The organism is Paenibacillus sp. FSL K6-2524, assembly GCF_038005525.1.
GTDB classification, from domain to species: domain Bacteria; phylum Bacillota; class Bacilli; order Paenibacillales; family Paenibacillaceae; genus Fontibacillus; species Fontibacillus anaericanus.
On the sequence record NZ_JBBOSP010000001.1, the window covers coordinates 5,448,808 to 5,475,565 of the forward strand.

The 26,758-nt window shown below is 44.1% G+C and carries 32 protein-coding genes; all 32 read right to left on the minus strand.

Annotation, left to right across the window (positions count from 1 at the left end; all coding sequences use genetic code 11):
• Positions 1 to 2 precede the first annotated feature (2 nt).
• Complete coding sequence (gene map / locus NST85_RS25435) at positions 3 to 755, minus strand: type I methionyl aminopeptidase (protein WP_127194426.1); 753 nt, start codon at positions 753 to 755, stop codon at positions 3 to 5.
• Positions 756 to 760: 5 nt separating this feature from the next.
• Positions 761 to 1,405, minus strand: coding sequence for an adenylate kinase (locus NST85_RS25440; protein WP_127194425.1), 645 nt, complete (start codon positions 1,403 to 1,405; stop codon positions 761 to 763).
• Positions 1,406 to 1,488: 83 nt separating this feature from the next.
• The gene (gene secY / locus NST85_RS25445) at positions 1,489 to 2,787 is read right to left on the minus strand and encodes a preprotein translocase subunit SecY (protein WP_127194424.1); all 1,299 of its coding nucleotides are present in this window, start codon (positions 2,785 to 2,787) and stop codon (positions 1,489 to 1,491) included.
• Entirely contained in the window at positions 2,787 to 3,227 is a 441-nt protein-coding gene (rplO, locus tag NST85_RS25450) for a 50S ribosomal protein L15 (RefSeq protein WP_127194423.1), read from the minus strand. The genes secY and rplO overlap by 1 nt, the downstream gene beginning before the upstream one ends.
• A gap of 44 nt (positions 3,228 to 3,271) precedes the next feature.
• Positions 3,272 to 3,457 (minus strand): 50S ribosomal protein L30, encoded by a 186-nt coding sequence (gene rpmD, locus NST85_RS25455; protein WP_127194422.1) that lies wholly within the window; start codon positions 3,455 to 3,457, stop codon positions 3,272 to 3,274.
• A 12-nt stretch (positions 3,458 to 3,469) separates the two neighbouring features.
• Positions 3,470 to 3,967 carry a 30S ribosomal protein S5 gene (gene rpsE, locus NST85_RS25460; protein ID WP_110931228.1) on the minus strand — a complete coding sequence of 166 codons (498 nt, stop codon included), beginning with the start codon at positions 3,965 to 3,967 and terminating at the stop codon, positions 3,470 to 3,472.
• Positions 3,968 to 3,994: 27 nt separating this feature from the next.
• Positions 3,995 to 4,363, minus strand: a complete 369-nt coding sequence (rplR, locus tag NST85_RS25465; protein WP_127194421.1) for a 50S ribosomal protein L18 — start codon at positions 4,361 to 4,363, stop codon at positions 3,995 to 3,997.
• A gap of 83 nt (positions 4,364 to 4,446) precedes the next feature.
• Entirely contained in the window at positions 4,447 to 4,989 is a 543-nt protein-coding gene (gene rplF / locus NST85_RS25470; RefSeq protein WP_127194420.1) for a 50S ribosomal protein L6, read from the minus strand.
• A 30-nt stretch (positions 4,990 to 5,019) separates the two neighbouring features.
• On the minus strand, positions 5,020 to 5,418 hold the full coding sequence (gene rpsH, locus NST85_RS25475) for a 30S ribosomal protein S8 (RefSeq protein WP_127194419.1): 399 nt from the start codon (positions 5,416 to 5,418) through the stop codon (positions 5,020 to 5,022).
• Between the two features lie 31 nt (positions 5,419 to 5,449).
• Positions 5,450 to 5,635, minus strand: coding sequence for a type Z 30S ribosomal protein S14 (locus tag NST85_RS25480; protein WP_054025317.1), 186 nt, complete (start codon positions 5,633 to 5,635; stop codon positions 5,450 to 5,452).
• Positions 5,636 to 5,680: 45 nt separating this feature from the next.
• Positions 5,681 to 6,223, minus strand: coding sequence for a 50S ribosomal protein L5 (rplE, locus tag NST85_RS25485; protein ID WP_127194418.1), 543 nt, complete (start codon positions 6,221 to 6,223; stop codon positions 5,681 to 5,683).
• A 33-nt stretch (positions 6,224 to 6,256) separates the two neighbouring features.
• Positions 6,257 to 6,610: a 50S ribosomal protein L24 gene (gene rplX, locus NST85_RS25490; RefSeq protein ID WP_211350252.1), complete on the minus strand. Its 354-nt coding sequence runs from the start codon at positions 6,608 to 6,610 to the stop codon at positions 6,257 to 6,259.
• A 90-nt stretch (positions 6,611 to 6,700) separates the two neighbouring features.
• A complete protein-coding gene (gene rplN / locus NST85_RS25495) occupies positions 6,701 to 7,069 on the minus strand; it encodes a 50S ribosomal protein L14 (RefSeq protein WP_127194417.1) in 369 nt (122 codons plus the stop codon).
• A 34-nt stretch (positions 7,070 to 7,103) separates the two neighbouring features.
• Entirely contained in the window at positions 7,104 to 7,367 is a 264-nt protein-coding gene (gene rpsQ, locus NST85_RS25500) for a 30S ribosomal protein S17 (RefSeq protein ID WP_127194416.1), read from the minus strand.
• A gap of 48 nt (positions 7,368 to 7,415) precedes the next feature.
• Entirely contained in the window at positions 7,416 to 7,616 is a 201-nt protein-coding gene (rpmC, locus tag NST85_RS25505; RefSeq protein ID WP_127194415.1) for a 50S ribosomal protein L29, read from the minus strand.
• On the minus strand, positions 7,606 to 8,040 hold the full coding sequence (gene rplP, locus NST85_RS25510; RefSeq protein WP_127194414.1) for a 50S ribosomal protein L16: 435 nt from the start codon (positions 8,038 to 8,040) through the stop codon (positions 7,606 to 7,608). The genes rpmC and rplP overlap by 11 nt, the downstream gene beginning before the upstream one ends.
• Before the next feature lie 2 nt (positions 8,041 to 8,042).
• Positions 8,043 to 8,711, minus strand: a complete 669-nt coding sequence (gene rpsC, locus NST85_RS25515) for a 30S ribosomal protein S3 (protein WP_127194413.1) — start codon at positions 8,709 to 8,711, stop codon at positions 8,043 to 8,045.
• Between the two features lie 13 nt (positions 8,712 to 8,724).
• Positions 8,725 to 9,057 carry a 50S ribosomal protein L22 gene (rplV, locus tag NST85_RS25520; RefSeq protein ID WP_127194412.1) on the minus strand — a complete coding sequence of 111 codons (333 nt, stop codon included), beginning with the start codon at positions 9,055 to 9,057 and terminating at the stop codon, positions 8,725 to 8,727.
• Positions 9,058 to 9,092: 35 nt separating this feature from the next.
• Positions 9,093 to 9,371 carry a 30S ribosomal protein S19 gene (rpsS, locus tag NST85_RS25525; RefSeq protein ID WP_127194411.1) on the minus strand — a complete coding sequence of 93 codons (279 nt, stop codon included), beginning with the start codon at positions 9,369 to 9,371 and terminating at the stop codon, positions 9,093 to 9,095.
• Positions 9,372 to 9,443: 72 nt separating this feature from the next.
• Positions 9,444 to 10,274 carry a 50S ribosomal protein L2 gene (gene rplB / locus NST85_RS25530; protein ID WP_127194410.1) on the minus strand — a complete coding sequence of 277 codons (831 nt, stop codon included), beginning with the start codon at positions 10,272 to 10,274 and terminating at the stop codon, positions 9,444 to 9,446.
• Positions 10,275 to 10,301: 27 nt separating this feature from the next.
• Positions 10,302 to 10,592: a 50S ribosomal protein L23 gene (gene rplW / locus NST85_RS25535; protein WP_127194409.1), complete on the minus strand. Its 291-nt coding sequence runs from the start codon at positions 10,590 to 10,592 to the stop codon at positions 10,302 to 10,304.
• Positions 10,592 to 11,215, minus strand: coding sequence for a 50S ribosomal protein L4 (gene rplD / locus NST85_RS25540; protein ID WP_127194408.1), 624 nt, complete (start codon positions 11,213 to 11,215; stop codon positions 10,592 to 10,594). Before rplD ends, rplW begins: the two co-directional genes overlap by 1 nt.
• Before the next feature lie 26 nt (positions 11,216 to 11,241).
• Positions 11,242 to 11,865 carry a 50S ribosomal protein L3 gene (gene rplC / locus NST85_RS25545; RefSeq protein WP_127194407.1) on the minus strand — a complete coding sequence of 208 codons (624 nt, stop codon included), beginning with the start codon at positions 11,863 to 11,865 and terminating at the stop codon, positions 11,242 to 11,244.
• Positions 11,866 to 11,910: 45 nt separating this feature from the next.
• Positions 11,911 to 12,219, minus strand: coding sequence for a 30S ribosomal protein S10 (gene rpsJ, locus NST85_RS25550; protein WP_102715347.1), 309 nt, complete (start codon positions 12,217 to 12,219; stop codon positions 11,911 to 11,913).
• 353 nt (positions 12,220 to 12,572) lie between these two features.
• Positions 12,573 to 13,919, minus strand: coding sequence for a globin-coupled sensor protein (locus NST85_RS25555; protein ID WP_170220277.1), 1,347 nt, complete (start codon positions 13,917 to 13,919; stop codon positions 12,573 to 12,575).
• Positions 13,920 to 14,148: 229 nt separating this feature from the next.
• Positions 14,149 to 15,339: an elongation factor Tu gene (gene tuf, locus NST85_RS25560; RefSeq protein ID WP_127194405.1), complete on the minus strand. Its 1,191-nt coding sequence runs from the start codon at positions 15,337 to 15,339 to the stop codon at positions 14,149 to 14,151.
• Between the two features lie 92 nt (positions 15,340 to 15,431).
• Positions 15,432 to 17,513: an elongation factor G gene (gene fusA, locus NST85_RS25565; RefSeq protein WP_127194404.1), complete on the minus strand. Its 2,082-nt coding sequence runs from the start codon at positions 17,511 to 17,513 to the stop codon at positions 15,432 to 15,434.
• Between the two features lie 44 nt (positions 17,514 to 17,557).
• Entirely contained in the window at positions 17,558 to 18,028 is a 471-nt protein-coding gene (gene rpsG, locus NST85_RS25570) for a 30S ribosomal protein S7 (RefSeq protein WP_127194403.1), read from the minus strand.
• Positions 18,029 to 18,073: 45 nt separating this feature from the next.
• The gene (gene rpsL / locus NST85_RS25575) at positions 18,074 to 18,496 is read right to left on the minus strand and encodes a 30S ribosomal protein S12 (protein WP_127194402.1); all 423 of its coding nucleotides are present in this window, start codon (positions 18,494 to 18,496) and stop codon (positions 18,074 to 18,076) included.
• Between the two features lie 142 nt (positions 18,497 to 18,638).
• Positions 18,639 to 18,890: a ribosomal L7Ae/L30e/S12e/Gadd45 family protein gene (locus NST85_RS25580; protein WP_127194401.1), complete on the minus strand. Its 252-nt coding sequence runs from the start codon at positions 18,888 to 18,890 to the stop codon at positions 18,639 to 18,641.
• A gap of 186 nt (positions 18,891 to 19,076) precedes the next feature.
• On the minus strand, positions 19,077 to 22,691 hold the full coding sequence (gene rpoC, locus NST85_RS25585; RefSeq protein WP_127194400.1) for a DNA-directed RNA polymerase subunit beta': 3,615 nt from the start codon (positions 22,689 to 22,691) through the stop codon (positions 19,077 to 19,079).
• Between the two features lie 194 nt (positions 22,692 to 22,885).
• Positions 22,886 to 26,431, minus strand: a complete 3,546-nt coding sequence (gene rpoB, locus NST85_RS25590; RefSeq protein WP_341190753.1) for a DNA-directed RNA polymerase subunit beta — start codon at positions 26,429 to 26,431, stop codon at positions 22,886 to 22,888.
• Positions 26,432 to 26,758 lie beyond the last annotated feature (327 nt).

The window sequence follows — 26,758 nt, forward strand, 5'->3', positions numbered from 1 at the left end:
GTCTAATCGTCCAGCTTTGTAAGAATTTCCATACCATCCGGTGTGACTGCTACAGTATGCTCGAAGTGAGCACAGAGTGAACCGTCTACCGTAACGACCGTCCAATTATCTTCAAGCGTTCTAACATACCGTTTGCCGATGTTAACCATCGGTTCGATCGCAAGCACCATACCTGGTTTAAGGCGTGGACCACGATCCGGTGTGCCGTAGTTCGGAATTTGCGGTTCTTCGTGAAGGCTCGATCCTATGCCGTGACCGACATATTCACGAACAACAGAGAAACCAGCATTTTCGATGTATTGCTGAATAGCATGCGAGACAGTGAACAAACGGACATCAGGTTTGACGAGCGCGAGACCAGCAAATAGTGATCCTTCGGTGACTTCTAGAAGCCGCTTAGCTTCATCCGAAATCGTACCGATGGGATATGTCCACGCCGAATCTCCGTGAAATCCACGAAACTCTGCGCCGATATCAATACTGATGATGTCGCCTTCGTTCAATTTGCGTTTGCCGGGAAATCCATGTACCAACTCTTCGTTGACCGAAGCACAAATGCTGTAAGGGAAACCGTTGTAATCTTTAAAAGACGGCAAAGCGCCTTGACTACGAATGTACTTATCGGCGATTTGATCGAGTTCCCCCGTCGTAATTCCTGGCTCAATCGATTTCGCCATGAGCCTGTGCGTTTCCGCGACGATTCGCCCTGCTTCTCTCATAAAGCCTAGTTCCGTTTCGGATTTACATATGATCATTACACCTAACCTCGCAGTAAGGATACGATCTCTTGCGATACCGCACCGATTTCCTGTTCTCCATCAACTTCACGTAGCAAACCCTTTTCATCATAAAACTTGAGAAGAGGTGCTGTTTTGTTGATATATTCATCCAAACGAATGCCTACGCTCTCTTCATTATCATCAGAGCGTTGGTACAACTCGCCACCGCATTTATCACAAAGACCTTCTTGCCCCGGAGGATTAAAGATCACATGATACGTGGCTCCGCAGGACTTGCATATCCGACGTCCGGTTAGACGCGCGAGTAGCTTGTTCCGGTCCACTTTCAGGTTAATGACATGCTCCAGCTTGCGATCTAATCCGCTAAGCAAATCCTCCAGCGCTTCCGCTTGCGAAAGGGTTCTTGGAAAACCATCCAATAAGAAACCTTTTTCGCAATCGGACTGCTGTAGGCGCTCACGAACGATGCCAACCGTTACATCATCAGGCACCAGAAGGCCTTGATCGATATACTCCTTGGCTTTAATCCCAATGGGAGTTCCCTCTTTAATCGCCAGGCGAAATGCATCACCAGTAGATATATGGGGAATGCCAAATTCTTTAACGATGACCTCAGCTTGTGTTCCTTTTCCTGCTCCAGGAGGCCCCATGAATAAAATGTTCATGATTATCACTCCCTCCAAGATGACTCAATACAAGAAACAGAACAACAGGTACCAGGCGAGTTCATCAACCTGGAACCTATCGCCTATTTTTTAATGAAGCCTTTATAGTGACGTTTGATCAATTGTCCTTCAATTGTCTTCATCGTATCAAGTGCAACACCGATAACGATCAGGATTGAAGTACCACCGATTTGTACTGACTGCGGCAAACCAGCCAAAGCACCCAGCCCAACCGGAAGGATCGAAACAGCCGCAAGGAATATGGCACCAGTCATCGTCAAACGAGTTAATACCCGTGTCAGATAAGTAGCTGTTGCTTTCCCTGGACGAATCCCTGGAATATAACCACCATTTTTCTTCATATTATCAGCCATCTGCTGTGGATTCATCTGCACAAAAGTGTAGAAGAACGTAAAGCCGACGATCATAAGAACATAAAGTAACATCCCGAGCGGTTTCGTATGCGACAAGTTAGTTCCGACCCACTTAGCCCAACCATGCGTCGCCCAGAAATTAGCGATAATTACTGGGAACTGCAATAGCGAGGATGCAAAGATAACCGGAATAACGCCTGCTGCATTGATCTTCAATGGGATATGCGTATTCTGACCACCATACATTTTGTTACCAACAACACGTTTTGCATACTGCACCGGAATTTTCCGAATCGCCTGTTGGATGTAAATAACACCAATGATGATTAGTATCACCACGATGAAGATAGCCAAAAATTTAACTACATTCATGAATGTTTGATTATCAACGATAAATTCGGAATTAGCAATGCTTTGAATCATTGTTGGAAAACCAGCGACGATCCCTGCGAAGATAATTAACGAAATACCATTTCCAATACCTTTTTCAGTAATTTGCTCACCGAGCCACATTAAGAACGATGTACCTGCAGTCAGTACAATAGCAATAACAGCATAATCCGCAAATGTTGCATTTGGAATCATTTCAGTGCTGTACAGCCGATTGAAACCGTATGAAGTAGCAAAGGCTTGAATGATAGCCAAGATCACTGTACCGTAGCGAGTGACTTGAGCCATCTTCTTCTTACCATGTTCCCCTTGTTTAGCCCATTCCGCAAATTTCGGAATAACATCCATAGAAAGGAGTTGTACGATGATAGATGCCGTGATATAAGGCATAATCCCCAGAGCGAAGATGGAGAAATTCTTCAATGCTCCGCCTGAGAATGTGTTGAATAACCCTAGTAAACCATTCTCTGGACCTGTAGTTGATTGAAACACTGCTGCATTAACTCCCGGAACCGGAACAAAAGTACCGATCCGGAAAATAATGAAGATAAACAGTGTGAATCCAATACGATTACGCAGATCCTTGACATGCCATATGTTCTTAATGGTTTTGAACATTAGATCACCTCGGTTTTACCGCCGGCAGCCTGAATTTTATCTACCGCGGATTGGGAGAACTTATTCGCTTTAACTGTCAATTTGACAGTAACTTCACCGTTGCCAAGAATCTTGATGCCGCTTTTAGCATTTTTAACGATTCCTTGTTGTGACAACAGTTCTGGAGTTACTTCCGTATCCGCCGCAAAGTTGTTAAGTTCCTCGATGTTAACGATCGCATACTCTTTCCGCGTTGGATTAGTAAATCCGCGTTTCGGCAAGCGACGATACAGCGGGTTTTGTCCGCCTTCGAAGCCTGGACGCACACCACCACCGGAACGAGAATTTTGACCCTTATGGCCACGACCTGATGTTTTACCCGTACCGCTACCTGTACCGCGACCTACGCGTTTGCGTTCTTTGCGGGATCCAGGAGCTGGGGAAAGCTCATGTAGTTTCATCGTTCGTTGCACCTCCTTATTTATTGTTAGACTTACTTAGTTGACTACTCTTGAATTTCTTTAACAGCTATCAAGTGACTTACTTGATTAACCATACCACGAATAGCTGCGTTGTCGTTTTGAACTACAGAATCATTGATTTTGCGAAGTCCCAAAGTTTTCACGGTAGTACGTTGAGTCTCCGGACGACCGATCAAACTACGCACAAGGGTAATTTGCAGTTTAGCCATGAGATTCCCTCCTTAACCGAGAAGTTCTTCGACGGATTTGCCGCGTAATTTCGCCACATCTTCAGCACGTTTCAGACGGGACAAGCCCTCCAAAGTCGCGTTGACCATGTTGATGGAATTCGAAGAACCTAGGGATTTTGTTAAAATGTCGCCTACACCAGCCAATTCAAGTACTGCACGAACTGGACCGCCAGCGATAACTCCAGTACCTTCAGATGCCGGTTTCAAAAGCACACGTCCGGCACCAAAGTGTCCGATCACTTGGTGAGGGACAGTAGTCCCCACTAGAGGAACGAATACAAGGTTTTTCTTAGCATCTTCAATTCCTTTGCGAATCGCGTCAGGAACTTCGCCCGCTTTACCGATACCAGCGCCAACCCAGCCTTTGCCGTCGCCGACAACGACGAGTGCGCTAAAGCTGAAACGGCGTCCGCCCTTAACTACTTTAGCTACGCGGTTAATATTTACAACTCTTTCAGTTAGTTCTAAAGTGTTCGGATCTACACGCAAGTCGTTAACCTCCTTTTAGAAAATATCTTAGAATTCAAGGCCTGCTTCGCGAGCTGCATCAGCCAATGCCTGAATTCGTCCATGGTACAAGTAACCTCCGCGGTCAAACACAACGTTTTTCACGCCTTTGCCTTCCGCACGTTTTGCGATAAGTTCGCCAACTTTACGAGCAGCTTCAACGTTACTTCCGCTAGTCAACCCTTCGCTCAGTTCTTTATCGACTGTCGAAGCGGAAACAATTGTTACGCCAGCCACATCATCAATCAATTGTGCATAGATATGTTTGGAAGAACGGTATACGTTAAGTCTTGGACGAAGAGCCGTTCCTTGAATTTTTCTACGTACACGCAAATGTCTTTTAAGACGGGCTTTGTTTTTATCCGGTTTTGTAATCATGACTTCCATTTCACTCCTTTCGGTTTACCATAACAAGCATTTCCATTCAAGACGCCAAAAGGATGGGTCCGTTAAGAAGAGGTTTATTTCTTCTTACCGGCTTTACCTTCCTTACGAATGATGCGTTCGCCTTCATACTTGATCCCTTTACCTTTGTAAGGCTCAGGTGCGCGAACAGAACGAATATTTGCAGCGTATTCACCAACACGCTCTTTATTAATTCCATTAACGATGATCTTTGTATTCGTAGGCACATCGAATTCGATACCTGGTTCTGGAGTGATTTCTACTGGATGAGAGTATCCAACGTTTAGTACGAGTTTATCGCCGACTTTACTTGCACGATATCCTACCCCTACCAACTCAAGAGTTCTGGAGAAACCTTCTGTTACTCCACTCACCATGTTGTTAACAACACTCCGTGTTGTACCATGCAAAGAACGATGTAATTTATTATCTGAAGGACGCTCAATAGTAATCAAATTTTCCTCAATAATTACTTTGATGTCTTTATGAAGCTCACGAGTCAAGGAACCTTTAGGTCCTTTTACTGTAATTACGGAATTATCAAGTGTGATATCTACACCACTTGGTACTGTAATTGGTTTGCGACCAATACGGGACATTTATTGCACCTCCTTATTTTGTGACGTTAATTACCAAACGTAGCAGACAACTTCGCCGCCAGCTTTGGACTGACGAGCTTCTTTGTCGGTCATAATTCCTTTTGAAGTCGAGATAATAGCGATTCCTAGACCGCCGAGTACACGAGGTACTTCATTACTTTTCGTGTATACGCGAAGGCCCGGTTTACTAATTCTCTTCAAACCGGTGATAACACGCTCATTGTTTGAACCGTATTTAAGAAAAATACGAATCATACCTTGTTTGTTATCATCGATAAATTCTGCATCACGGATAAAGCCTTCACGCTTCAAGATTTCAGCGATTTGCTTTTTAATCGTTGAAGCAGGCATTTCAACCGTTTCGTGACGAACCGTATTGGCGTTACGAATACGAGTTAACATGTCTGCAATTGGATCTGACATAGTCATTCGTGTAAACCTCCTTCCCGTTGTTGATTGTTTACCAGCTTGCTTTTTTCACGCCAGGAATCTGGCCTTTATGAGCTAATTCACGGAAACAAATTCTGCATACTTTAAATTTTTGCAGTACCGAATGTGGACGACCACAACGTTCGCAGCGGGTATATGCCCGTACTTTGAACTTCGGCGTGCGTTGTTGTTTAACTTTCATCGAAGTTTTTGCCACTTAGCCTGACACCTCCTAAATAGTTTCGGAGAATTTATGAACGATTTATTTCGCGAAAGGCATGCCGAGAGCGGTCAGCAATTCACGAGATTCTTCATCGGTTTTCGCCGTCGTAACGAGGACGATATCCATACCGCGTACTTTATCAACTTGATCATACTCAATCTCAGGGAAGATCAATTGTTCCTTGAGGCCAAGTGTATAGTTTCCACGTCCGTCGAATGCTTTCGTCGATACACCGTGGAAGTCACGTACACGCGGAAGCGTTACGTTAAACAATTTGTCTAAGAAATGGTACATGCGTTCACCGCGAAGGGTAACCTTAACACCGATCGGCATGTTCTCACGAAGTTTAAATCCAGCGATGGATTTCTTCGCACGAGTGATAACTGGTTTTTGTCCAGCGATTAATTGCATATCATTAAGTGCAGCATCTAACACTTTGGAGTTGGCAACAGCGTCACCCACACCCATGTTGATAACTACTTTCTCAATTTTAGGCACTTGCATCACTGACGTATAGTTGAATTTTTGAACCAAAGCAGGTGTCACTTCGTTCAAAAAGCGCTCTTTCAATCTTGTTGTCATGAATCGTGGTCCTCCTTTCTTAACGTTTCTGGATTAGTCGATTACTTCTCCGGATCTTTTAGCAACACGAACTTTTTTGCCGTTATCCAGCACTTTGTAACCGATACGGGTTACTTTTCCGCTCTTTGGATCAACGTGCATCACGTTCGAAACATGAATCGGAGCTTCTTTTTCGATAATGCCGCCTTGTGGGTTCAGCTGATTTGGCTTTTGATGTTTCTTCACCATATTCACGCCTTCCACAAGCACACGGTTTTCACGAGGGTAAGCAGCGATAACGCGGCCTTTTTTACCTTTGTCTTTACCGGTAATTACAATAACTGAATCGTCTTTTTTGACGTGCAACTTATTGTTATGGGATTCTAGAATTTTTTTCAGTCTTGGCATTCTTTACACCTCCTGCTTCAAGGGTTGGCCGTGCCTTGCAGCACGTCTATATCGTTTTCACCGAAAGTCACTCTTTCGGTGACATATGTTTTAGATAACTTCCGGAGCCAAGGAAACGATTTTCATGAAGTCTCTATCGCGAAGTTCGCGAGCGACAGGTCCGAAAATACGAGTACCACGTGGGCTCTTGTCATCTTTTACAACGACAGCTGCATTCTCATCAAATGCGATGTAAGAACCATCTTTACGGCGAACGGAACGTTTAGTACGAACCACAACCGCTTTGACTACATCACCTTTTTTGACAACGCCGCCTGGTGTTGCTTGTTTAACAGAACACACGATTAGATCACCGATTGCTGCTGTACGACGTCCAGTACCACCGAGAACGCGGATACACATCAATTCCTTCGCGCCAGAGTTATCGGCTACATGCAAACGTGTAAATGGTTGAATCATGGATATTTCCTCCTTTCGGTTAAGCTATATGCAATTAGATAACAACAGCCACTTCAATGATTTCTGCTAGTCTCCAACGTTTGTCTTTAGACAACGGACGAGTTTCGGTGATTTTAACAACATCTCCGATTTTCGCAGTATTGTTCTCATCATGCGCTTTAAATTTTTTCGTATATTTAATGCGCTTGTGGTACAAATCATGCTTTTTGTATGTTTCTACAGCTACTACGATGGTTTTATCCATTTTGTCGCTGACGACTTTACCCACTTGCACTTTACGGTTATTGCGTTCGCTCATGGTTAGCCTCCTTCCTGAATTCAGACGCTAATGCGATGCTTAATTACATTAGCTAGTAATTCCAAGTACTCTCTCATGTAAAATTGTTTTAGCACGAGCTATTTCTTTCCGTACATCGCGGATGCGAGTAGGGTTATCAAGCTGGCCTGTAGCCAATTGAAAACGGAGATTAAAGAGTTCTTCTTTATATCCGGCGACTTTTTGTTCAATCTCAGCAGTGGTTAAGTTGCGAAGTTCATTAGCTTTCATTTGCTTCACCACCCAATTCTTCACGTTTCACAAACTTAGTTTTGATTGGCAGCTTGTGAGAAGCAAGACGCATAGCTTCACGTGCGACTTCCTCAGAAACTCCTGCAATTTCAAACATAATCTTGCCAGGTTTCACAACTGCAACCCATTTCTCAACGTTACCTTTACCGCTACCCATCCGGACTTCTAGAGGCTTCTGAGTAATCGGTTTGTCAGGGAAAATTTTAATCCATACCTTACCGCCACGTTTCATATAACGCGTCATTGCAATACGCGCAGCTTCAATCTGACGGTTGGTGATCCAAGATGGCTCAGTTGCTTGTAGACCGAATTCTCCGAAGTTTAGTTCGGTTCCGCCTTTAGCCATACCTCTCAAACTACCGCGTTGTTGTTTGCGGTGTTTTACACGTTTTGGTACCAACATGATTAGTTGCCTCCTTCCTTAGCAGCTTGCTGTTTCTTAGCCGGGGGAAGAATCTCTCCACGATAGATCCATACTTTTACGCCGATGATACCATAGGTCGTATGTGCTTCTGCTGTACCATAATCAATATCAGCACGAAGTGTATGAAGCGGAACAGTTCCTTCGCTATAGCCTTCTGTACGAGCAATTTCAGCACCGCCTACACGACCGCTGACTGCTGTTTTAATCCCTTTTGCTCCTGAACGCATAGTTCTTTGAATTGCTTGTTTCAACGCACGGCGGAAAGAAACACGACGTTCCAATTGTTGTGCGATACTTTCAGCAACTAGAATTGCATCAAGATCAGGGTATTTGATTTCAGAGATGTTAATGTGAACTTTTTTGCCTTTTGCAATTTTTGTAATTGCGTTACGCAAGTTTTCAACTTCCGCGCCACCTTTACCGATAACCATACCCGGCTTGGCAGTGTGGATAGTAACATTCACACGATTAGCTGCTCTCTCGATTTCAATGCGAGATACTGCTGAATCTTTAAGTTTGTTTTTCAAGTGTTCACGAATTTTTACGTCCTCCAGCAAAAGATCACCAAAATCTTTGCCTGCGTACCATTTAGATTCCCAATCGCGAATAACACCTATACGCAATCCAATGGGATTTACTTTTTGGCCCACACGTTTTCCCTCCTTATTTTTCGGATACCACCAAAGTAATGTGGCTAGTGCGTTTGTTGATACGGCTTGCACGTCCCATTGCACGTGGACGGAAACGTTTCATTGTTGGTCCTTGGTTTACGAAGACCTCCGTAACAACCAATTTATTTACATCCATAGAATAGTTGTGTTCAGCATTGGCAATCGCAGAGTTTAGAAGCTTCTCAACGATCGGTGAAGCCGCCTTAGGAGTGTGGCGAAGAATCGCGATAGCGTCGCCTACTTGCTTACCGCGGATCAAGTCAATAACCAACTTAGCTTTCCGTGGAGCAATGCGAATTGACCTAGCATGTGCTTTTGCTTCCATAAGTGTTACCTCCTTTCAAACGAAGAACTTATAAATTAACGTCTCGTTTTCTTATCATCATCCGTATGACCTTTGTAGGTACGAGTTGGAGCAAATTCGCCCAGTTTGTGTCCGACCATATCCTCAGTAACATATACAGGTACATGTTTGCGACCGTCGTAAACCCCGAACGTTTGACCAATGAATTGCGGGAAAATTGTGGAGCGACGGGACCAAGTCTTGATCACGATCTTTTTGCTCGATGCTTCAGCATCTGCCACTTTTTTCAACAAGTAACCATCAATAAAAGGTCCTTTTTTTACACTGCGACTCATTTTTTATCCTCCCTTCATCACGCTGCTTGTTTCCAACTTATATCAGAGCCCGGAAGTGATCCGCGGAGCGGATTACTTCGTGCGGCTACGTACGATATATTTATTAGATGCTTTGCCTTTTTTACGCGTTTTGTAACCAAGTGTTGGTTTACCCCAAGGTGACAATGGCGATTTACGACCGATTGGAGCGCGACCTTCACCACCACCGTGTGGGTGATCGTTAGGGTTCATGACAACACCGCGGACTTGAGGGCGTTTACCCAACCAGCGATTACGTCCAGCTTTACCGATTTTCAAAAGCTCATGATCTTCGTTACCTACAGAGCCAATAGTAGCGCGGCAAACTTTTAGAATCTTACGCATTTCGCCTGAAGACAAACGAACTGTTACGTATTTTTCTTCTTTACCAAGCAATTGTGCTTCTGTACCAGCAGCGCGAACGAGTTGTCCACCTTTACCTGGTTGAAGTTCGATGTTGTGGATAACAGTACCTACAGGAATATTCTCCATTGGAAGGCAATTCCCGACTTTGATATCTGAACCAACGCCAGATTCGATTACATCGTCCACTTTAAGACCTTTTGGAGCGATAATGTAACGTTTCTCACCGTCAGCATAATGGATCAAAGCGATATTAGAAGTCCGGTTCGGGTCATACTCAATAGTAGCAACGCGGCCTGGAATTCCATCTTTAGTACGTTTAAAGTCGATAATACGGTATTTACGTTTGTGTCCACCACCATGGTGACGAACTGTAATTTTACCTTGGTTGTTACGACCAGCTGTTTTGCTCAGTGGCGCAAGCAACGATTTCTCCGGTTGATCCGTGGTAATTTCTTCGAAAGTTGACACGGACATATTACGACGAGCCGGGGATGTCGGTTTATACTTTTTGATTGGCACTATGTTTCCCTCCTTACTTTAGCAATTTTATACCGATTCAAAGAATTCGAGCGGTTTGCTATCTGCTTTCAAAGTTACGAACGCTTTTTTCCATTCGGATCTATATCCGAAGTGGCGTCCATAACGTTTTGGCTTAGCAGGAACACGCAGCGTATTCACATTGCTCACTTTAACATTGAAGATCGCTTCTACAGCTTGTTTGATTTCGGTCTTATTAGCACGAATATCCACTTCGAAGACATATTTCAGTCCGTTCATGTATTCTGCCGTACGTTCCGTAATCACCGGGCGCTTGATAATATCACGAGGATCTTTCATTACGCGAGCACCTCCTCTACCTTCTGAACTGCTTCCTTCGTAATGATCAGTTTGTCATGCGTTAGCACGTCAAGAACACTAATGCCGTCAGCTGCAATGAATTTAACACCTGGGATATTACGAGCAGAAAGCGCGATAACGTCGTCATAGCTACCAGCTACGATCAATGCTTTACGTTCCACTTTCAGGTTATTCAAGATTGCTGCAAACTCTTTAGTTTTTGGTGCGTTCAAAGTCAACGCATCAAGAACGATAATGTCTTGATCAATCACTTTCGACGAAAGCGCCGACTTGATCGCCAAGCGACGGACTTTCTTAGGCAGTTTAAACGAGTAACTGCGTGGAGTTGGTCCGAACACTGTACCACCGCCTACCCATTGCGGGGAGCGAATAGAACCTTGACGAGCACGACCTGTACCTTTTTGTTTCCAAGGTTTGCGGCCACCGCCACGAACTTCGGAGCGTCCTTTTACTTTATGGGTACCAAAACGTAAGGAAGCACGTTGCATAACCACTGCATCATGAAGCACGTGTACATTCGGTTCGATACCGAATACCGCATCATTCAATTCTACTTCGCCTACTTGGCTACCACTTACATTAAAAAGTGCTACTTTTGGCATTTGTTGTTCCTCCTTTCTTCAGAAAATTATTTCTTAATGCTTTCTTTTACTTTAATGAGGCCATTTTTAGGCCCTGGAATTGCGCCTTTAATGAGCAACACATTGTGTTCAACGTCTACTTTAATAACTTCTAGGCGTTGAATTGTTACTGTTTCGTGACCCATATGTCCTGGAAGACGTTTGCCTTTAAGAACATGGTTCGCTTGGATAGAACCCATCGAACCTGGTCTACGGTGATAACGCGACCCGTGAGACATTGGTCCGCGGCTTTGACCCCAACGTTTAATGTTACCTTGGAATCCTTTACCTTTAGAAACACCTGTTACGTCAACAAACTCGCCTTCAGCAAAAATATCAACTTTGACCTCTTGGCCAACTTCATATCCTGCCAAATCAATACCGCGAATTTCGCGAACGTAGCGCTTAGGTGTTGTATTTGCTTTTTTAGCGTGGCCTACTTCTGGTTTAGTCGCTCTTTGTGCTTTCTTATCAGAGTAACCAATTTGAATTGCTTCATAACCATCGTTCTCCACATCTTTCTTTTGCAGAACAACATTGGAGCTAGCCTCAATCACCGTTACAGGAATAACATTTCCTTCAGGTGTAAAAACTTGAGTCATTCCGAGTTTTTTTCCTAAGATACCTTTCATGTTGACACCTCTTTTCCTTTACTAATTAAACTGCTGTAATTAATATTACAATTTGATTTCGATATCTACACCGGACGGTAGGTCCAAGCGCATCAAGGCATCCACGGTTTGTGGAGTCGGGTTCACAATGTCGATAAGACGTTTGTGCGTCCGTTGTTCGAATTGTTCCCGAGAATCCTTGTACTTGTGTACCGCACGGAGAACAGTAATGATTTGTTTCTCAGTTGGAAGCGGAATCGGACCAGATACACTAGCACCCGAACGCTTTGCCGTTTCAACAATCTTCTCTGCGGATTGATCAAGAATTCTGTGGTCGTAAGCTTTCAAACGAATACGAATTTTTTGCTTTGCCATTTTTATTCCCTCCTTCTATCGCCCAATTTGGTATCGGACATACTCCGTGAAAATTTTCCAACCACTCTCCCATGGCAAAGGGGCCAGGTGTGTCGGTAACCTCTCACATCATCGCAACGTCACAGAACAACATTTATTATTATATAGAATAACCGGGACAATTGCAACAGGAAGTTGAAAGTTTTTTAAGATGTATTTATTCCCACCTCGATAATCCTATCTTTCGTAGATTAAGAGGTTCTGAACAAGCTGTCTCTTGTCAAAAAAAAGAGCCATAACCTTAGATCAGGCCGGCTCAGTAATTATTTTTGCCATTCTAAAATTTATTTCTTCTATATATATGCTAATTAGAACTATAAATCTGAAGATACCTGGTTTAAACGTTCAGCCGATGCAGCAACCTGAGATGTAGATGAACCGATACCTTCAATCGTCTCAATCAATTCACTAATCTGTCCTTCAACAGCGACAATTTCATTAGCACTGTTATGCATTGAACTTAATATATGAATAAAGACTTCATTCGTCGCCTCAGACTGCAATTTACCGCTCTCCGCTAGTTTACGTACTTCTTCTATTAATTGTACTACTTGAGAGGTCATCGAAGCAGAATGCTGTACTAATGCAGCAATTTGAGTTACTGTGTCTTTCGTATTCTCTGACAGTTTACTTACCTCTTGGGCGACAACTCCGAATGCCTTACCTTGCTCTCCAACCCGCGCTGCTTCAATTTTTGCATTTAGGGATAATAGTTTAATTTGACCAGCTATCCCAGCAACGGTATCCACTATTTTTTGAATGTGCCGTGATGAAATATCTAACTGCTGTACGGATTGATCCATCACACTAGTCCGTTCATTAATACTCCCTATTCGTTCATTTAACTGTTGTAAATGACTTCGCCCTGCTTCAGCAAGTTGTTGTGATTCATTAGCTGTTTGTACCGAACGTTTAATTGCCTCATTTACTCCCTGACTGCTCGCCACAAGCTCTTCTACTGCTGCGTTCGTGCCAAGACTCAAATCTTCCAATTCTTCACTAAACATTGTGATTTTGCCTTTAAGTTCATTCTTTACAATTTCATATTGTTGTTCCTTCTCAAGCAGATTCTCCCGTTCATATGCCTCGAGTACAAGTTGCTGTTCAAGACTTAGAAGCTTACTAGTCGTCTTAATCATCTGCAAACGTAGATCTTCACTCTTGATTTCATCATAGATCACCTTCAAAAAAGCATTTTGCAAATTCTGAAAAGCAGATAAATACCATTTTGGTTCAAGTCCTACCTTTTTGTGCACCTTTGCGATTCTCAATCTCTTAGAAATAAATTCTTGATCTATATTACCGCTGAACATATCAAGCAAATGTTCCTGCAAAGTCATTTTCAGTCGTTCAACCGTGCTGTGCTTGATTATAATTTCTGTCAGTTTGGGGACGTCAAGAACCGATTGATAGAAAGTACTTGTAATCCATTCAATCCTCTTCTCTATGAAAGGCTTCATTTGATGCAATAATTCAATATCACTTGCACTCAAATCAATCATCCGTAGTTGCTCGTTAATCTCCTGCTCACCTTCAATTTCAAGATATACAGGCCCTGTATCCAGATTCGTTATTACCTTTATTCGATCTATCGAGTATGTAGCGTCTGTTAATTCTTGCTTTGTTGATGACTTGAGTAAAGTTGAAAAGGGACACTTCATAAAGCGATCTCCACTCCTTGTCCGCAGACACATATTTAGTTGTTACAGGTCATTATACCTGTGACAATAATCACTGTAAACAAAATTATGCCATTATTCGACAGTATTCGATCTATTTCTGGAATGGAGTCTCGTTTCTTCATTTGTTCTCAAATTTATATAGATAAAAAAAGAGCTACTCCATGTCATAAAGACAGGAATAGCTCTTTCTAAAGGTTATAAAACCTAATTATTTTTGGATGCTAACTACAGCACCGGATCCAACTGTACGTCCACCTTCACGAATGGAGAAGCGAGTTCCTTCTTCAAGAGCGATTGGAGCGATCAGTGAAATGGTAACAGTGATGTTATCACCAGGCATAACCATTTCAGTACCTTCAGGCAGGTTGATAATACCTGTTACGTCAGTTGTACGGAAATAGAATTGTGGACGGTAACCAGTGAAGAAAGGTTTGTGACGTCCGCCTTCTTCTTTAGTTAGAACGTATACTTGTGCAGTAAATTCCATGTGTGGCTTAACGGAACCTGGCTTTGCAAGTACTTGACCACGTTCGATTTGGTTACGGTCTACACCACGTAGCAATGCGCCGATGTTGTCGCCCGCTTGAGCGGAATCGAGCAATTTACGGAACATTTCAACGCCTGTAACAACCGATTTCTTAGTTTCTTCGTGGATACCAACGATTTCAACTTCTTCGCCAACTTTAACAGTTCCGCGTTCTACACGACCTGTAGCAACGGTACCGCGACCAGTGATGGAGAATACGTCTTCGACAGGCATAAGGAACGGCTTGTCAACTGGACGCTCTGGAAGTGGAATGTATTCGTCGATTTGTTCGAACATTTCAACGATCTTTTTAGCCCATTCGCCTTCAGGGTTTTGAAGAGCTTCACGAGCAGAACCACGAACGATTGGAGTATCGTCGCCTGGGAACTCATATTCGCTAAGAAGGTCGCGAACTTCCATCTCAACCAATTCCAAGAGTTCTTCGTCTTCAACCATGTCGCATTTGTTCAAGAATACGACGATGTAAGGAACACCTACGTTACGGGACAAAAGGATGTGCTCGCGTGTTTGCGGCATTGGGCCGTCAGCAGCGGATACAACCAAGATAGCGCCGTCCATTTGAGCAGCACCAGTGATCATGTTCTTAACATAGTCGGCGTGACCTGGGCAGTCAACGTGTGCGTAGTGACGGTTGTTAGTTTCATACTCCACGTGGGAAGTTGAAATTGTAATACCGCGCTCGCGCTCTTCAGGAGCCTTATCGATTTGATCAAAAGACATTGCAGCACCACCGTAAGTCTTGGACAATACAGAAGTGATTGCAGCAGTCAGGGTTGTTTTACCATGGTCGACGTGACCGATTGTACCGATGTTAACATGCGGTTTTGTACGTTCATATTTAGCCTTAGCCATTTTAAACAGTTCCTCCTTAAAATATGGATTGTTATGTTGGACTAATCGGGGATTTCCGCCGAAACGGATCCCCAATTAGTAAATACAAAAAATTATTCTGCGTTGCCTTTGTACTTAGATACGATTTCTTCAGCAATGCTCTTCGGAACTTCTTCATAGTGAGAAAGTTCCATTGAGAACACACCGCGTCCTTGCGTACCGGAACGAAGTGTTGTTGAATATCCAAACATTTCAGACAAAGGTACCTTCGCACGGATAATTTGCGCTCCACCACGAGAATCCATACCTTCAATCCGTCCACGACGGGAATTCAACATACCCATAACATCACCCATGTACTCTTCAGGAACCGTTACTTCAACTTTCATAATCGGCTCAAGGAGACAAGCTTGACATTTCTCTTTGGCTGCTTTCAGTGCCATCGAACCGGCGATTTTAAACGCCATTTCATTGGAATCGACATCATGGTATGAACCGTCTACGATTGTGGCTTTAACGTCTACAAGCGGGAAGCCTGCAAGGACACCATTCTTCATAGATTCTTCAATACCTTGTTGTGCAGGACCAATGTATTCTCTTGGTACTGAACCACCCACAACTTTACTTTCGAACTGGTTGCCTGAACCGGCTTCCAAAGGTTCGAACTCAACCCATACGTGACCGTATTGACCACGACCACCGGATTGACGGACAAATTTACCTTCAACACGTGCTGGCACTTTGAAAGTTTCACGGTAAGCTACTTGTGGTTTACCCACATTAGTCTCTACCTTAAACTCGCGGCGCATACGGTCGATGATAATATCCAAGTGAAGCTCACCCATACCTGCAAGAATCGTTTGACCGGTTTCTTCATCAGTATGAGCACGAAGAGTTGGATCTTCTTCAGTCAATTTACCGAGAGCTACGCCCATTTTATCTTGGTCGGCTTTCGTTTTTGGTTCAACGGCGATTTCGATAACCGGATCAGGGAAGTTCATCGATTCAAGAATGATCGGAGCCTTCTCATCACATAGTGTATCACCTGTGCTCGTATCTTTCAAACCTACTGCAGCCGCGATATCACCACAATAAACGATGCTGATTTCTTGACGGCTGTTAGCATGCATTTGAAGAATACGGCCGATACGCTCGCGTTTGTTCTTAGTTGCATTCAGTACGTACGAACCGGATTGAAGCACACCGGAGTACACACGGAAGAACGTAAGTTTACCAACGTAAGGGTCTGTCATGATTTTAAATGCTAGCGCTGAGAACGGTTCTGCATCATCAGAGTGACGTTCTTCCAAAGTACCGTCTTCCAAGTGACCTTGGATACTTGGTACGTCTGTTGGCGCTGGCAAGTAATCAACAACAGCATCCATCATCAATTGAACACCTTTGTTACGGTAAGAGGAACCACAGATAACAGGGAAGATCTTAACTTCGATAACACCTTTACGGAGAGCTTTTTTGATCTCTGCAACAGAGATTTCTTCACCCTCTAGGTATTTCATTGTTAATTCTTCATCTAGTTCTGCAACTTTCTCAATCAATTCTGCACGAAGTTCTTCTACTTGCGCTTGGAACTCTGCTGGAATATCTGTTTCTTCGATATTTTGACCTAAGTCATCGTGGAAAATATGAGCTCTTTGAGCAACGATGTCGATGATACCATCAAAATGGTTCTCTGCACCCATTGGCAACTGAATTGCTACCGCATTGGCTTGCAGACGATCACGCATACTAGCTATAACGTTAAGATAGTCAGCACCGATGATATCCATTTTGTTTACATAAGCGATCCGAGGAACGCCATAGCGGTCAGCCTGTCTCCATACGGTTTCAGACTGTGGCTCAACGCCTTCTTTCGCACTGAAAACGCCTACTGCCCCGTCCAATACACGTAGGGAACGTTCAACTTCAACTGTGAAGTCTACGTGTCCCGGGGTATCGATGATATTTACGCGGTGACCTTTCCATTGAGCGGTTGTTGCAGCGGAAGTAATTGTAATTCCGCGCTCCTGCTCTTGTTCCATCCAGTCCATTGTCGCAGCACCCTCGTGAACTTCACCGATTTTGTGCGTAAGGCCTGTATAGAACAAGATACGTTCCGTCGTGGTTGTCTTACCAGCATCAATATGCGCCATGATCCCAATGTTACGTGTATTATTCAAGGAGAAATCTCTTGCCATAATGATGTCTCCCTTCAATATATACTACTAACTTTAGCTTAATCCTACCAACGGTAGTGAGCAAACGCTTTGTTTGCTTCAGCCATTTTGTGCGTGTCTTCACGTTTCTTAACGGAAGCTCCTGTGTTGTTAGCTGCATCCATGATTTCAGCAGCCAAACGCTCTTCCATAGTCTTCTCGCCGCGGTTGCGGGAGTAGTTTACGAGCCAACGTAATCCCAAAGCAGTACGTCTCTCTGGTTTCACTTCGATAGGAACCTGATAGTTTGCTCCGCCTACACGACGAGCTTTAACTTCCAGGACAGGCATAATGTTCTTGATTGCTGCTTCAAATACTTCCATTGGGTCATTGCCCGTGCGTTCTTGAATCAATTTGAATGCATTATAAAGGATGCTTTGAGCAACGCCGCGTTTGCCGTCTAGCATGATGCGGTTGATCAATCGAGTAACAAGCTTGCTGTTATACAATGGATCCGGCAATACGTCTCTTTTGGTAACTGGACCTTTGCGTGGCATAGTTATCCCCCTTTCAATGATAGTTTAATTCTTTAGGTATATAACCTAGGATTTTTTAGCTTTAGGACGTTTAGCACCGTATTTAGAACGAGCTTGCATCCGGTTGTTTACACCAGCAGTGTCCAATGCGCCGCGTACGATGTGATAACGTACACCCGCAAGGTCTTTCACCTTACCACCACGAATCAGAACCACACTGTGCTCTTGCAAGTTGTGTCCGATACCTGGGATGTAAGCCGTAACTTCTAAACGGTTCGTCAAGCGAACACGAGCATATTTACGAAGTGCGGAGTTCGGTTTACGAGGAGTCATAGTGCCGACACGAGTACACACCCCACGTTTTTGTGGAGCACTCAAATCAGTAGCCTCACGTTTCAGGGCATTAAACCCTCTTTGCAATGCTGGTGATTTAGATTTGTATATCTTGTCTTGGCGTCCCTTGCGTACCAATTGGTTAATAGTTGGCATGTTGTTGCCACCCCCTTCCTCAAATCTTTATGTTTCTTTACAAACCTCTTGTTTAAGCCCACAGATCCAGGCGGTTCATAAAAGAACAAATGAAAAGTTCTTGCCGAAAGGATTTGCCCAATCAGCAAAAACGAATTCTAAACTATGGTCTTACGATCGCAACCATCGCTGCTCCCACTTGTATCCCGCAAGCTTTGCCGAGATTATCCATTGTGTCAACATATGTGACCTTAACGGAGTTTCGATTACATAGCGCAATGACTTTCGATGTAAGGCGTGGATCTGCATCTTCAGCTACGTAAACCTCATCAGCCTGTCCTTGCTCCACCATTCGCATGGTTTGCTTGGTGCCGATTTTAATATGTGCATCCTGTAAACCTTTATCATTAGACATTATAAGCGTCCTCCAAAGCACAGGGTTATCCGTTCTCACGCACTTTGACATAATATCACTTTTCAATGGGCTATGTCAAGAAAATTATTAACTAATTTCAATCAATAATTTAATTAATAAAACAGCGACCGGCACAGATCAGCTACAACACTGACTGGCCGCGCCGCTGTCTCTTACAGTCTAGAACTATTCAACAGAAACAGGTTCTAAACCTTTTGAAGCAGTTAGATCATTCTCTGGTTCTTCAAACTGAATACTGCGGTAACGATTCATTCCTGTACCCGCTGGAATCAGTTTACCGATAATAACATTCTCTTTCAGGCCGAGCAATTTATCCACTTTGCCTTTGATTGCTGCATCGGTAAGTACCCGTGTAGTTTCCTGGAAGGAAGCTGCAGACAAGAATGAGTCTGTTTCGAGCGATGCCTTCGTAATCCCCAGAAGGACCGGTTTGGCCACAGCTGGTTCTTTGTCGGACAGAATAGCTTCTTTGTTTGCTCTTTCATATTCATGCAAATCGACGTATGCTCCTGGCAGAAGCGGCGTATCTCCCGCATCAACTATGCGGATTTTGCGCAACATTTGCTTGATCATAACTTCGATGTGCTTATCATTAATTTCTACGCCCTGATTACGGTATACGCGTTGTACTTCTTGTAGAATGTAGTTCTGTACGCCACGAATACCTTTGATACGTAGGATTTCCTTCGGATCAATTGAACCATCGGTGAGTTCATCACCGGCTTCAATTTCCTGACCTTCGCTAACACGAAGACGAGAACCGTAGGTAACAGAGTAGATCTTCGTTTCAGCTTCACCTTGAACCTCAACTTCACGACGGTCCTTAGCTTCACGAATTTCCTTCACGACACCATCAATTTCACTGATTGTCGCTTGACCTTTCGGATTCCGTGCCTCAAACATTTCGACGATACGCGGCAAACCTTGCGTAATATCATCACCCGCAACGCCCCCGGTATGGAACGTACGCATGGTGAGCTGAGTTCCCGGTTCTCCGATAGATTGTGCAGCGATGATACCAACTGCTTCACCAATTTCAACATGTTTGCCTGTAGCCAAGTTACGACCGTAGCATTTCTTACACACGCCATGGCGAGCACGGCAACTAAGTACCGAACGAATTTGCAGTTTAGTAACGCCAGCATTGACGATCTCATGTGCTTTGTCGGAATCGATCAGTTCGTTGCGCTGAGCAATAACCGCACCGGTCTCAGGATGCTTGATCGTTTCGAAAGAGTAACGTCCTTCGATCCGGTCATACAGATCCTCAATAACCTCTTTACCGTCTTGGATGACACTAACAGAGAAGCCTTTATCCGTGCCACAATCCTCTTCGCGCACGATCACATCTTGTGCAACGTCTACGAGACGACGAGTCAAGTAACCAGAGTCAGCTGTCCGTAGTGCAGTATCCGCCAAACCTTTACGAGCACCATGCGTCGAAAGGAAGTACTCGAGGACGGTTAGTCCTTCACGGAAGTTCGATTTGATTGGCAACTCGATGATACGTCCTGATGGGTTGGCCATCAAACCACGCATACCGCCGAGCTGAGTAATCTGCGATTTGTTACCCCGTGCTTTGGAGTCAACCATGAGCATGATGGAATTGTAACGATCCATCGATTTCATCAATACTTCGGTAATTTGATCTTTAGTTTTACCCCAGATTGCAATAACACGGTCATACCGCTCTTCGTTTGTAATCAAACCACGACGGTATTGATTCGTAACGACACGGACTTTCTCATCAGACTCGTGAAGAATAGCCGGTTTTTCATCTGGAACAATAACGTCAGAAACCGCAATACTAACACCGGAACGGGTAGAATAAGTAAATCCAGTTTGCTTAATTCTATCCAGGATCACTGAAGTTTCCGTAGTGTGATAAATTTCAAAGCATCGACCGATAATTTCGCCCAGATACTCTTTACCTATCCCATTAGCTTGAGGTGCTTCATTGATACGTTCCGTAATATTAGCGCCCTTATCAAAGATAAAGAAGTGATCAGGTGTCCCTTGGAACAAGTTCGCACGAGTCGCATCGTTAATATATGGGAATGTGGATGGGAAGATTTCATTAAAGATAATCTTACCCACAGTAGTAATAAGCAACGCATTTTGTTGTGCTTCTGTGAATCCAGTTTTGTTGAGCGCTTTAGCAGGAATAGCAACACGTGCATGTAGTTCAGCTGTACCACGTTGGTATGCTGATACCGCTTCGTTTACCGAGCGGAGAATCATGCCAGTACCTTTAGCTTCTTTGTTATCCATCGTTAGATAGAAAGAACCAAGGACCATATCCTGTGAAGGCGTAACTACTGGTTTGCCGTCTTTAGGGTTCAGGATGTTACCGGAAGCTAGCATCAATATGCGAGCTTCTGCCTGAGCTTCCGCAGACAACGGTACGTGAACCGCCATTTGGTCACCGTCAAAGTCAGCGTTATATGCTGTACATACGAGTGGGTGAAGACGAATTGCACGGCCTTCAACCAAAATCGGTTCAAATGCTTGAATACCGAGACGGTGAAGTGTTGGTGCACGGTTCAGAAGAACCGGATGCTCTCTAATGACTTCTTCCAATACATCCCATACTTCTGGGCTGACACGTTCTACTTTTCTCTTCGCGCTCTTAATGTTATGAGCCAGTCCTTTGTTGACCAGTTCTTTCATTACAAACGGTTTGAATAGTTCAAGCGCCATTTCCTTCGGAAGACCACATTGGTACATTTTGAGATAAGGTCCTACTACGATAACTGAACGACCAGAATAGTCGACCCGTTTACCGAGCAAGTTCTGACGGAAACGTCCTTGTTTACCTTTCAGCATGTGGCTGAGGGATTTAAGTGGACGGTTACCTGGACCTGTTACTGGACGACCACGACGGCCGTTATCGATCAAAGCATCAACCGCTTCTTGGAGCATCCGTTTCTCATTTTGCACGATAATATCTGGTGCACCGAGATCAAGAAGTCGTTTCAGTCGGTTGTTGCGGTTAATTACACGACGATACAAGTCATTTAAGTCAGAAGTCGCGAAACGTCCACCATCAAGTTGAACCATCGGACGAAGTTCCGGTGGAATAACTGGAAGTACATCAAGGATCATCCATTCTGGTTCGTTACCAGAATTGCGGAATGCCTCGATAACTTCTAGACGTTTGATAGCACGGTTACGACGTTGTCCTTGAGCCGTACGCAACTCTTCCTTAAGAAACTCTAAATCTTTTTCAATATCGATATCCTGAAGCAATTTCTTCACAGCTTCAGCACCCATACCAGCATGGAAACCATAACCATACTTTTCACGATAGCTACGGTATTCTTTCTCGGACAGAAGCTGCTTTTTCTCAAGAGGAGTTTCACCTGGATCCGTTACTACATAAGATGCAAAGTAAATAATCTCTTCTAAAGAACGTGGCGACATGTCGAGTGCAAGACCCATACGGGATGGAATCCCTTTGAAATACCAAATATGCGAAACTGGTGCAGCAAGCTCAATATGCCCCATACGTTCACGACGTACTTTAGCTCTTGTAACTTCAACGCCGCAGCGATCGCAGACAACGCCTTTATAACGGACACGCTTATATTTACCGCAATGACATTCCCAGTCTTTGGTCGGGCCAAATATCTTCTCGCAAAAGAGCCCTTCCTTTTCCGGTTTCAATGTACGGTAGTTAATTGTTTCCGGTTTCTTGACTTCTCCGCGGGACCAAGAACGAATTTTATCTGGGGAAGCAAGCCCAATTTTCATAAACTCGAAGTTGTTAACGTCCAACAAGGAGCATCCCTCCTTAACCAAGTCCTGATATTAACAATCTGGATAGAGTGAACGAAAGACTGTGTCTCCACGGTCTCCCTAATTCAATCTATCTATTTTGGAAACATCGGCCGCCAAGTGGCAGGCCGATTGTCCAATAAGGCAGCTTCCACTGCGAAAATCTTCATCACACGACAGCATAGGCCGTCAGGATGTTATTCTGCGCCGACTTCCGCGCCCTCTAAGTTCAGGCTCAATTTATCTCCTGCCGCATCATCTTCATCGTCCATTTCTTTCATCTCAATCTCTTCTTCGTTTTCGCTCAGGATTTTAACATCCATCCCTAAACTTTGAAGCTCTTTGATCAAGACCTTGAAGGATTCCGGTACGCCAGGTTCTGGCACATTTTCACCTTTGACGATAGATTCGTAGGTTTTCACCCGACCAACCACGTCATCGGATTTAACTGTTAAAATTTCCTGCAGTGTATACGCGGCGCCATAAGCTTCAAGCGCCCACACTTCCATCTCTCCGAAGCGCTGTCCACCAAACTGAGCTTTACCGCCCAGAGGCTGTTGCGTAACGAGTGAGTATGGTCCAGTTGAACGGGCATGGATTTTATCATCAACCATGTGCGCCAGTTTGATCATGTGCATGACACCGACGGTTACTTCGCGTTCAAAGCGATCCCCCGTGCGACCATCGTACAACACAGTCTTACCATTACGCTGCATGCCTGCTTCTTCCATTGCATCAAATACGTCGTACTCACTAGCACCATCAAATACTGGTGTTGCTACGTGAATACCGAGACGAAGAGCTGCCATACCTAGATGGATCTCCAATACCTGACCAATGTTCATCCGTGACGGAACCCCTAGTGGGTTAAGCACGACTTGAACTGGTGTACCATCAGGCATAAACGGCATATCCTCTTCAGGTAAAATACGAGCTACGACACCCTTATTACCGTGACGTCCTGCCATTTTGTCACCTTCGGATATTTTACGTTTTTGGGCAATATATACCCGAACGAGTTGGTTCACACCTGGTGGCAATTCATCGCCATTCTCACGAGTGAACACTTTAACGTCAACGACAATACCGTCAGTACCATGAGGCACTCGAAGGGAAGTATCACGCACTTCGCGAGCTTTCTCACCGAAAATCGCATGTAGAAGGCGTTCTTCTGCAGTCAGTTCTGTAACCCCTTTAGGTGTTACTTTACCAACCAAGATGTCACCTGCACCAATTTCAGCACCAACACGGATAATACCGCGTTCGTCAAGGTTACGAAGCGCTTCTTCACCTACGTTTGGAATATCACGAGTGATTTCTTCCGGTCCAAGCTTCGTATCACGGGCTTCAGACTCGTATTCTTCAATGTGAATTGACGTATACACGTCTTCTTTCACAAGCTTCTCACTCAGTAGGATTGCATCCTCATAGTTGTAACCTTCCCAAGTCATGAAGGCAACGACTACGTTTCGTCCAAGTGCCAATTCGCCCATTTCCGTTGATGGTCCATCCGCAAGAATATCTCCTGCTTTGACTACATCTCCGTGTTTAACGATTGGACGTTGGTTGATGCATGTCCCTTGGTTAGAACGCATAAATTTGTGCAATTTATGTTTAACAAGGTCGCCTTTGACTTCCTTGCCGTCTACAGTCTCGATCCGACGCAACCAAATTTCATTAGCTGCAGAACGTTCGATAATACCATCGTATTTGGACACAATACATACGCCGGAATCTTTAGCAGACTTATGCTCCATACCTGTTCCCACGAGCGGGGCTTTTGGTATAAGAAGAGGTACCGCTTGGCGTTGCATGTTTGATCCCATTAGCGCACGGTTAGAGTCATCGTTCTCTAGGAACGGGATGAGCGCCGTAGCTACGGATACAACCTGTTTAGGAGAAACGTCCATGTAATCTACACGATCACTTGGCATTGTCAGGATGTTGTCTGCTTGTTTATTGTAACGAACGATAACATTCTCATCTTGGAACGTACCATCCTCGTTAAGGATAGCGTTCGCTTGAGCGATGATATAGTTGTCTTCCTCATCGGCAGTTACATAAGCAATTTGATCCGTAACTTTCGCTGTCTTCGGATCTACCCAACGGTATGGAGCTTCAATGAAGCCATACTCATTAATGCGAGCAAATGTAGACAATGAGTTAATCAACCCAATGTTCGGTCCTTCTGGAGTCTCGATTGGACACATCCGGCCATAGTGTGAATGATGGACGTCCCGTACTTCAAAGCCCGCACGTTCCCGCGTCAAACCGCCGGGTCCTAGGGCTGACAGACGACGTTTATGCGTCAATTCTGCAAGTGGGTTCGTCTGATCCATAAACTGTGACAACTGGGAGCTACCAAAGAACTCTTTAATTGAAGCAATTACAGGGCGTATGTTAATCAACGCTTGAGGCGTGATAACATTAGCATCCTGAATTGACATTCTCTCGCGTACAACACGTTCCATCCGTGACAAACCAATACGGAACTGGTTCTGAAGCAGTTCACCTACGGAACGCAGACGGCGGTTGCCAAGATGATCGATATCATCCGTGCTACCAATACCGTGTAGCAAATTCAAGAAGTAACTGATTGACGAAATGATATCAGCAGGCGTGATATGTTTCACTGACTTGTCGATATTACAATTCGCAATAACCTTAACTACTTTCCCATCTTCAATCGGCGAGAAAATGTCGATAGTTTGGAGCGGCACATCATTAGCATCAAGAACACCGTTAGCAACATGGTAGTTTTTGAAACCTACGCCATTCTCCAAATAAGGGAGTATTTCATCCAGCAAACGCCGATCGACCATTTGGCCTGCTTCCGCGATAATTTCACCTGTACTGATGTCAATAAGACTCTCAGCAAGACGCTGGTTGAAAAGACGATTCTTAATATGAAGCTTCTTATTTACCTTATAGCGGCCTACATTGGCCAGATCATAACGTTTTGGATCAAAGAAACGCGCCACCAATAGACTCTTCGCATTATCGAGAGTCGGAGGTTCACCCGGACGAAGACGCTCGTAAATTTCAATGAGAGCTTTCTCCGTCGAATCCGTGTTGTCTTTATCCAAGGTGTTACGGATATATTCATCGTTTCCGAGCAAATCTAAGATTTCTGCGTCCGTCCCAAACCCAAGCGAACGGAGTAGTACGGTAACTGGAATTTTACGAGTACGGTCGATACGAACATATACAATATCCTTCGCATCCGTCTCAAGTTCCAGCCATGCACCGCGGTTAGGAATAACCGTAGCAGCATATGTTTTCTTACCGTTTTTATCTACTTTCGTGTTGAAATAGACGCTAGGAGAGCGAACCAATTGGCTGACAATAACCCGTTCTGCACCATTAATAATAAAAGTGCCGGTTTCCGTCAACAATGGGAAATCTCCCATGAACACTTCCTGCTCTTTAACTTCGCCGGTTTCCTTATTAATGAGCCGGACTTTAACCCTAAGCGGCGCCGCATATGTCACGTCACGTTCTTTCGCGTCGTCTACTGTATACTTTGGTTCGCCCAGGCTGTAATCGATAAATTCCAACACCAAATTCCCCGTGAAATCCTGAATCGGCGAAATGTCATGAAACATTTCCCGTAGGCCCTCTTCCAAGAACCATTCATACGATTTCTGTTGGATCTCGATCAGGTTCGGAATTTCGAGTACCTCGTTAATTCGCGCATAACTTCGCCGAGTGCGTCGACCATATTGAACAAGATGTCCTGCCAACTTTAACTCACCCCTCATGTCTACTCACTTTAAAAAATTGATTGCGAACCCGTGTTTGTACCCTTATAATAGGTTCAAGAACAACGGATTCATCCACAAATAAAGAAAAGCCCTTATCGAATGCTTTCGAAAAAAGAGCACCATTATCTGTGACACTTCTGCCCTGATGTCCTCGTATTCAGTAGATTTGCCCAAAATGTGCATATTATACGTCAAACAATATGATTTAATGCATTGTTCTCGTAAAACTCTTGACATTTCAGCAAACTAAAGTCACAAAGACCATCCTAATACTGACATTTTATAATAATATCACATTCAATTTTC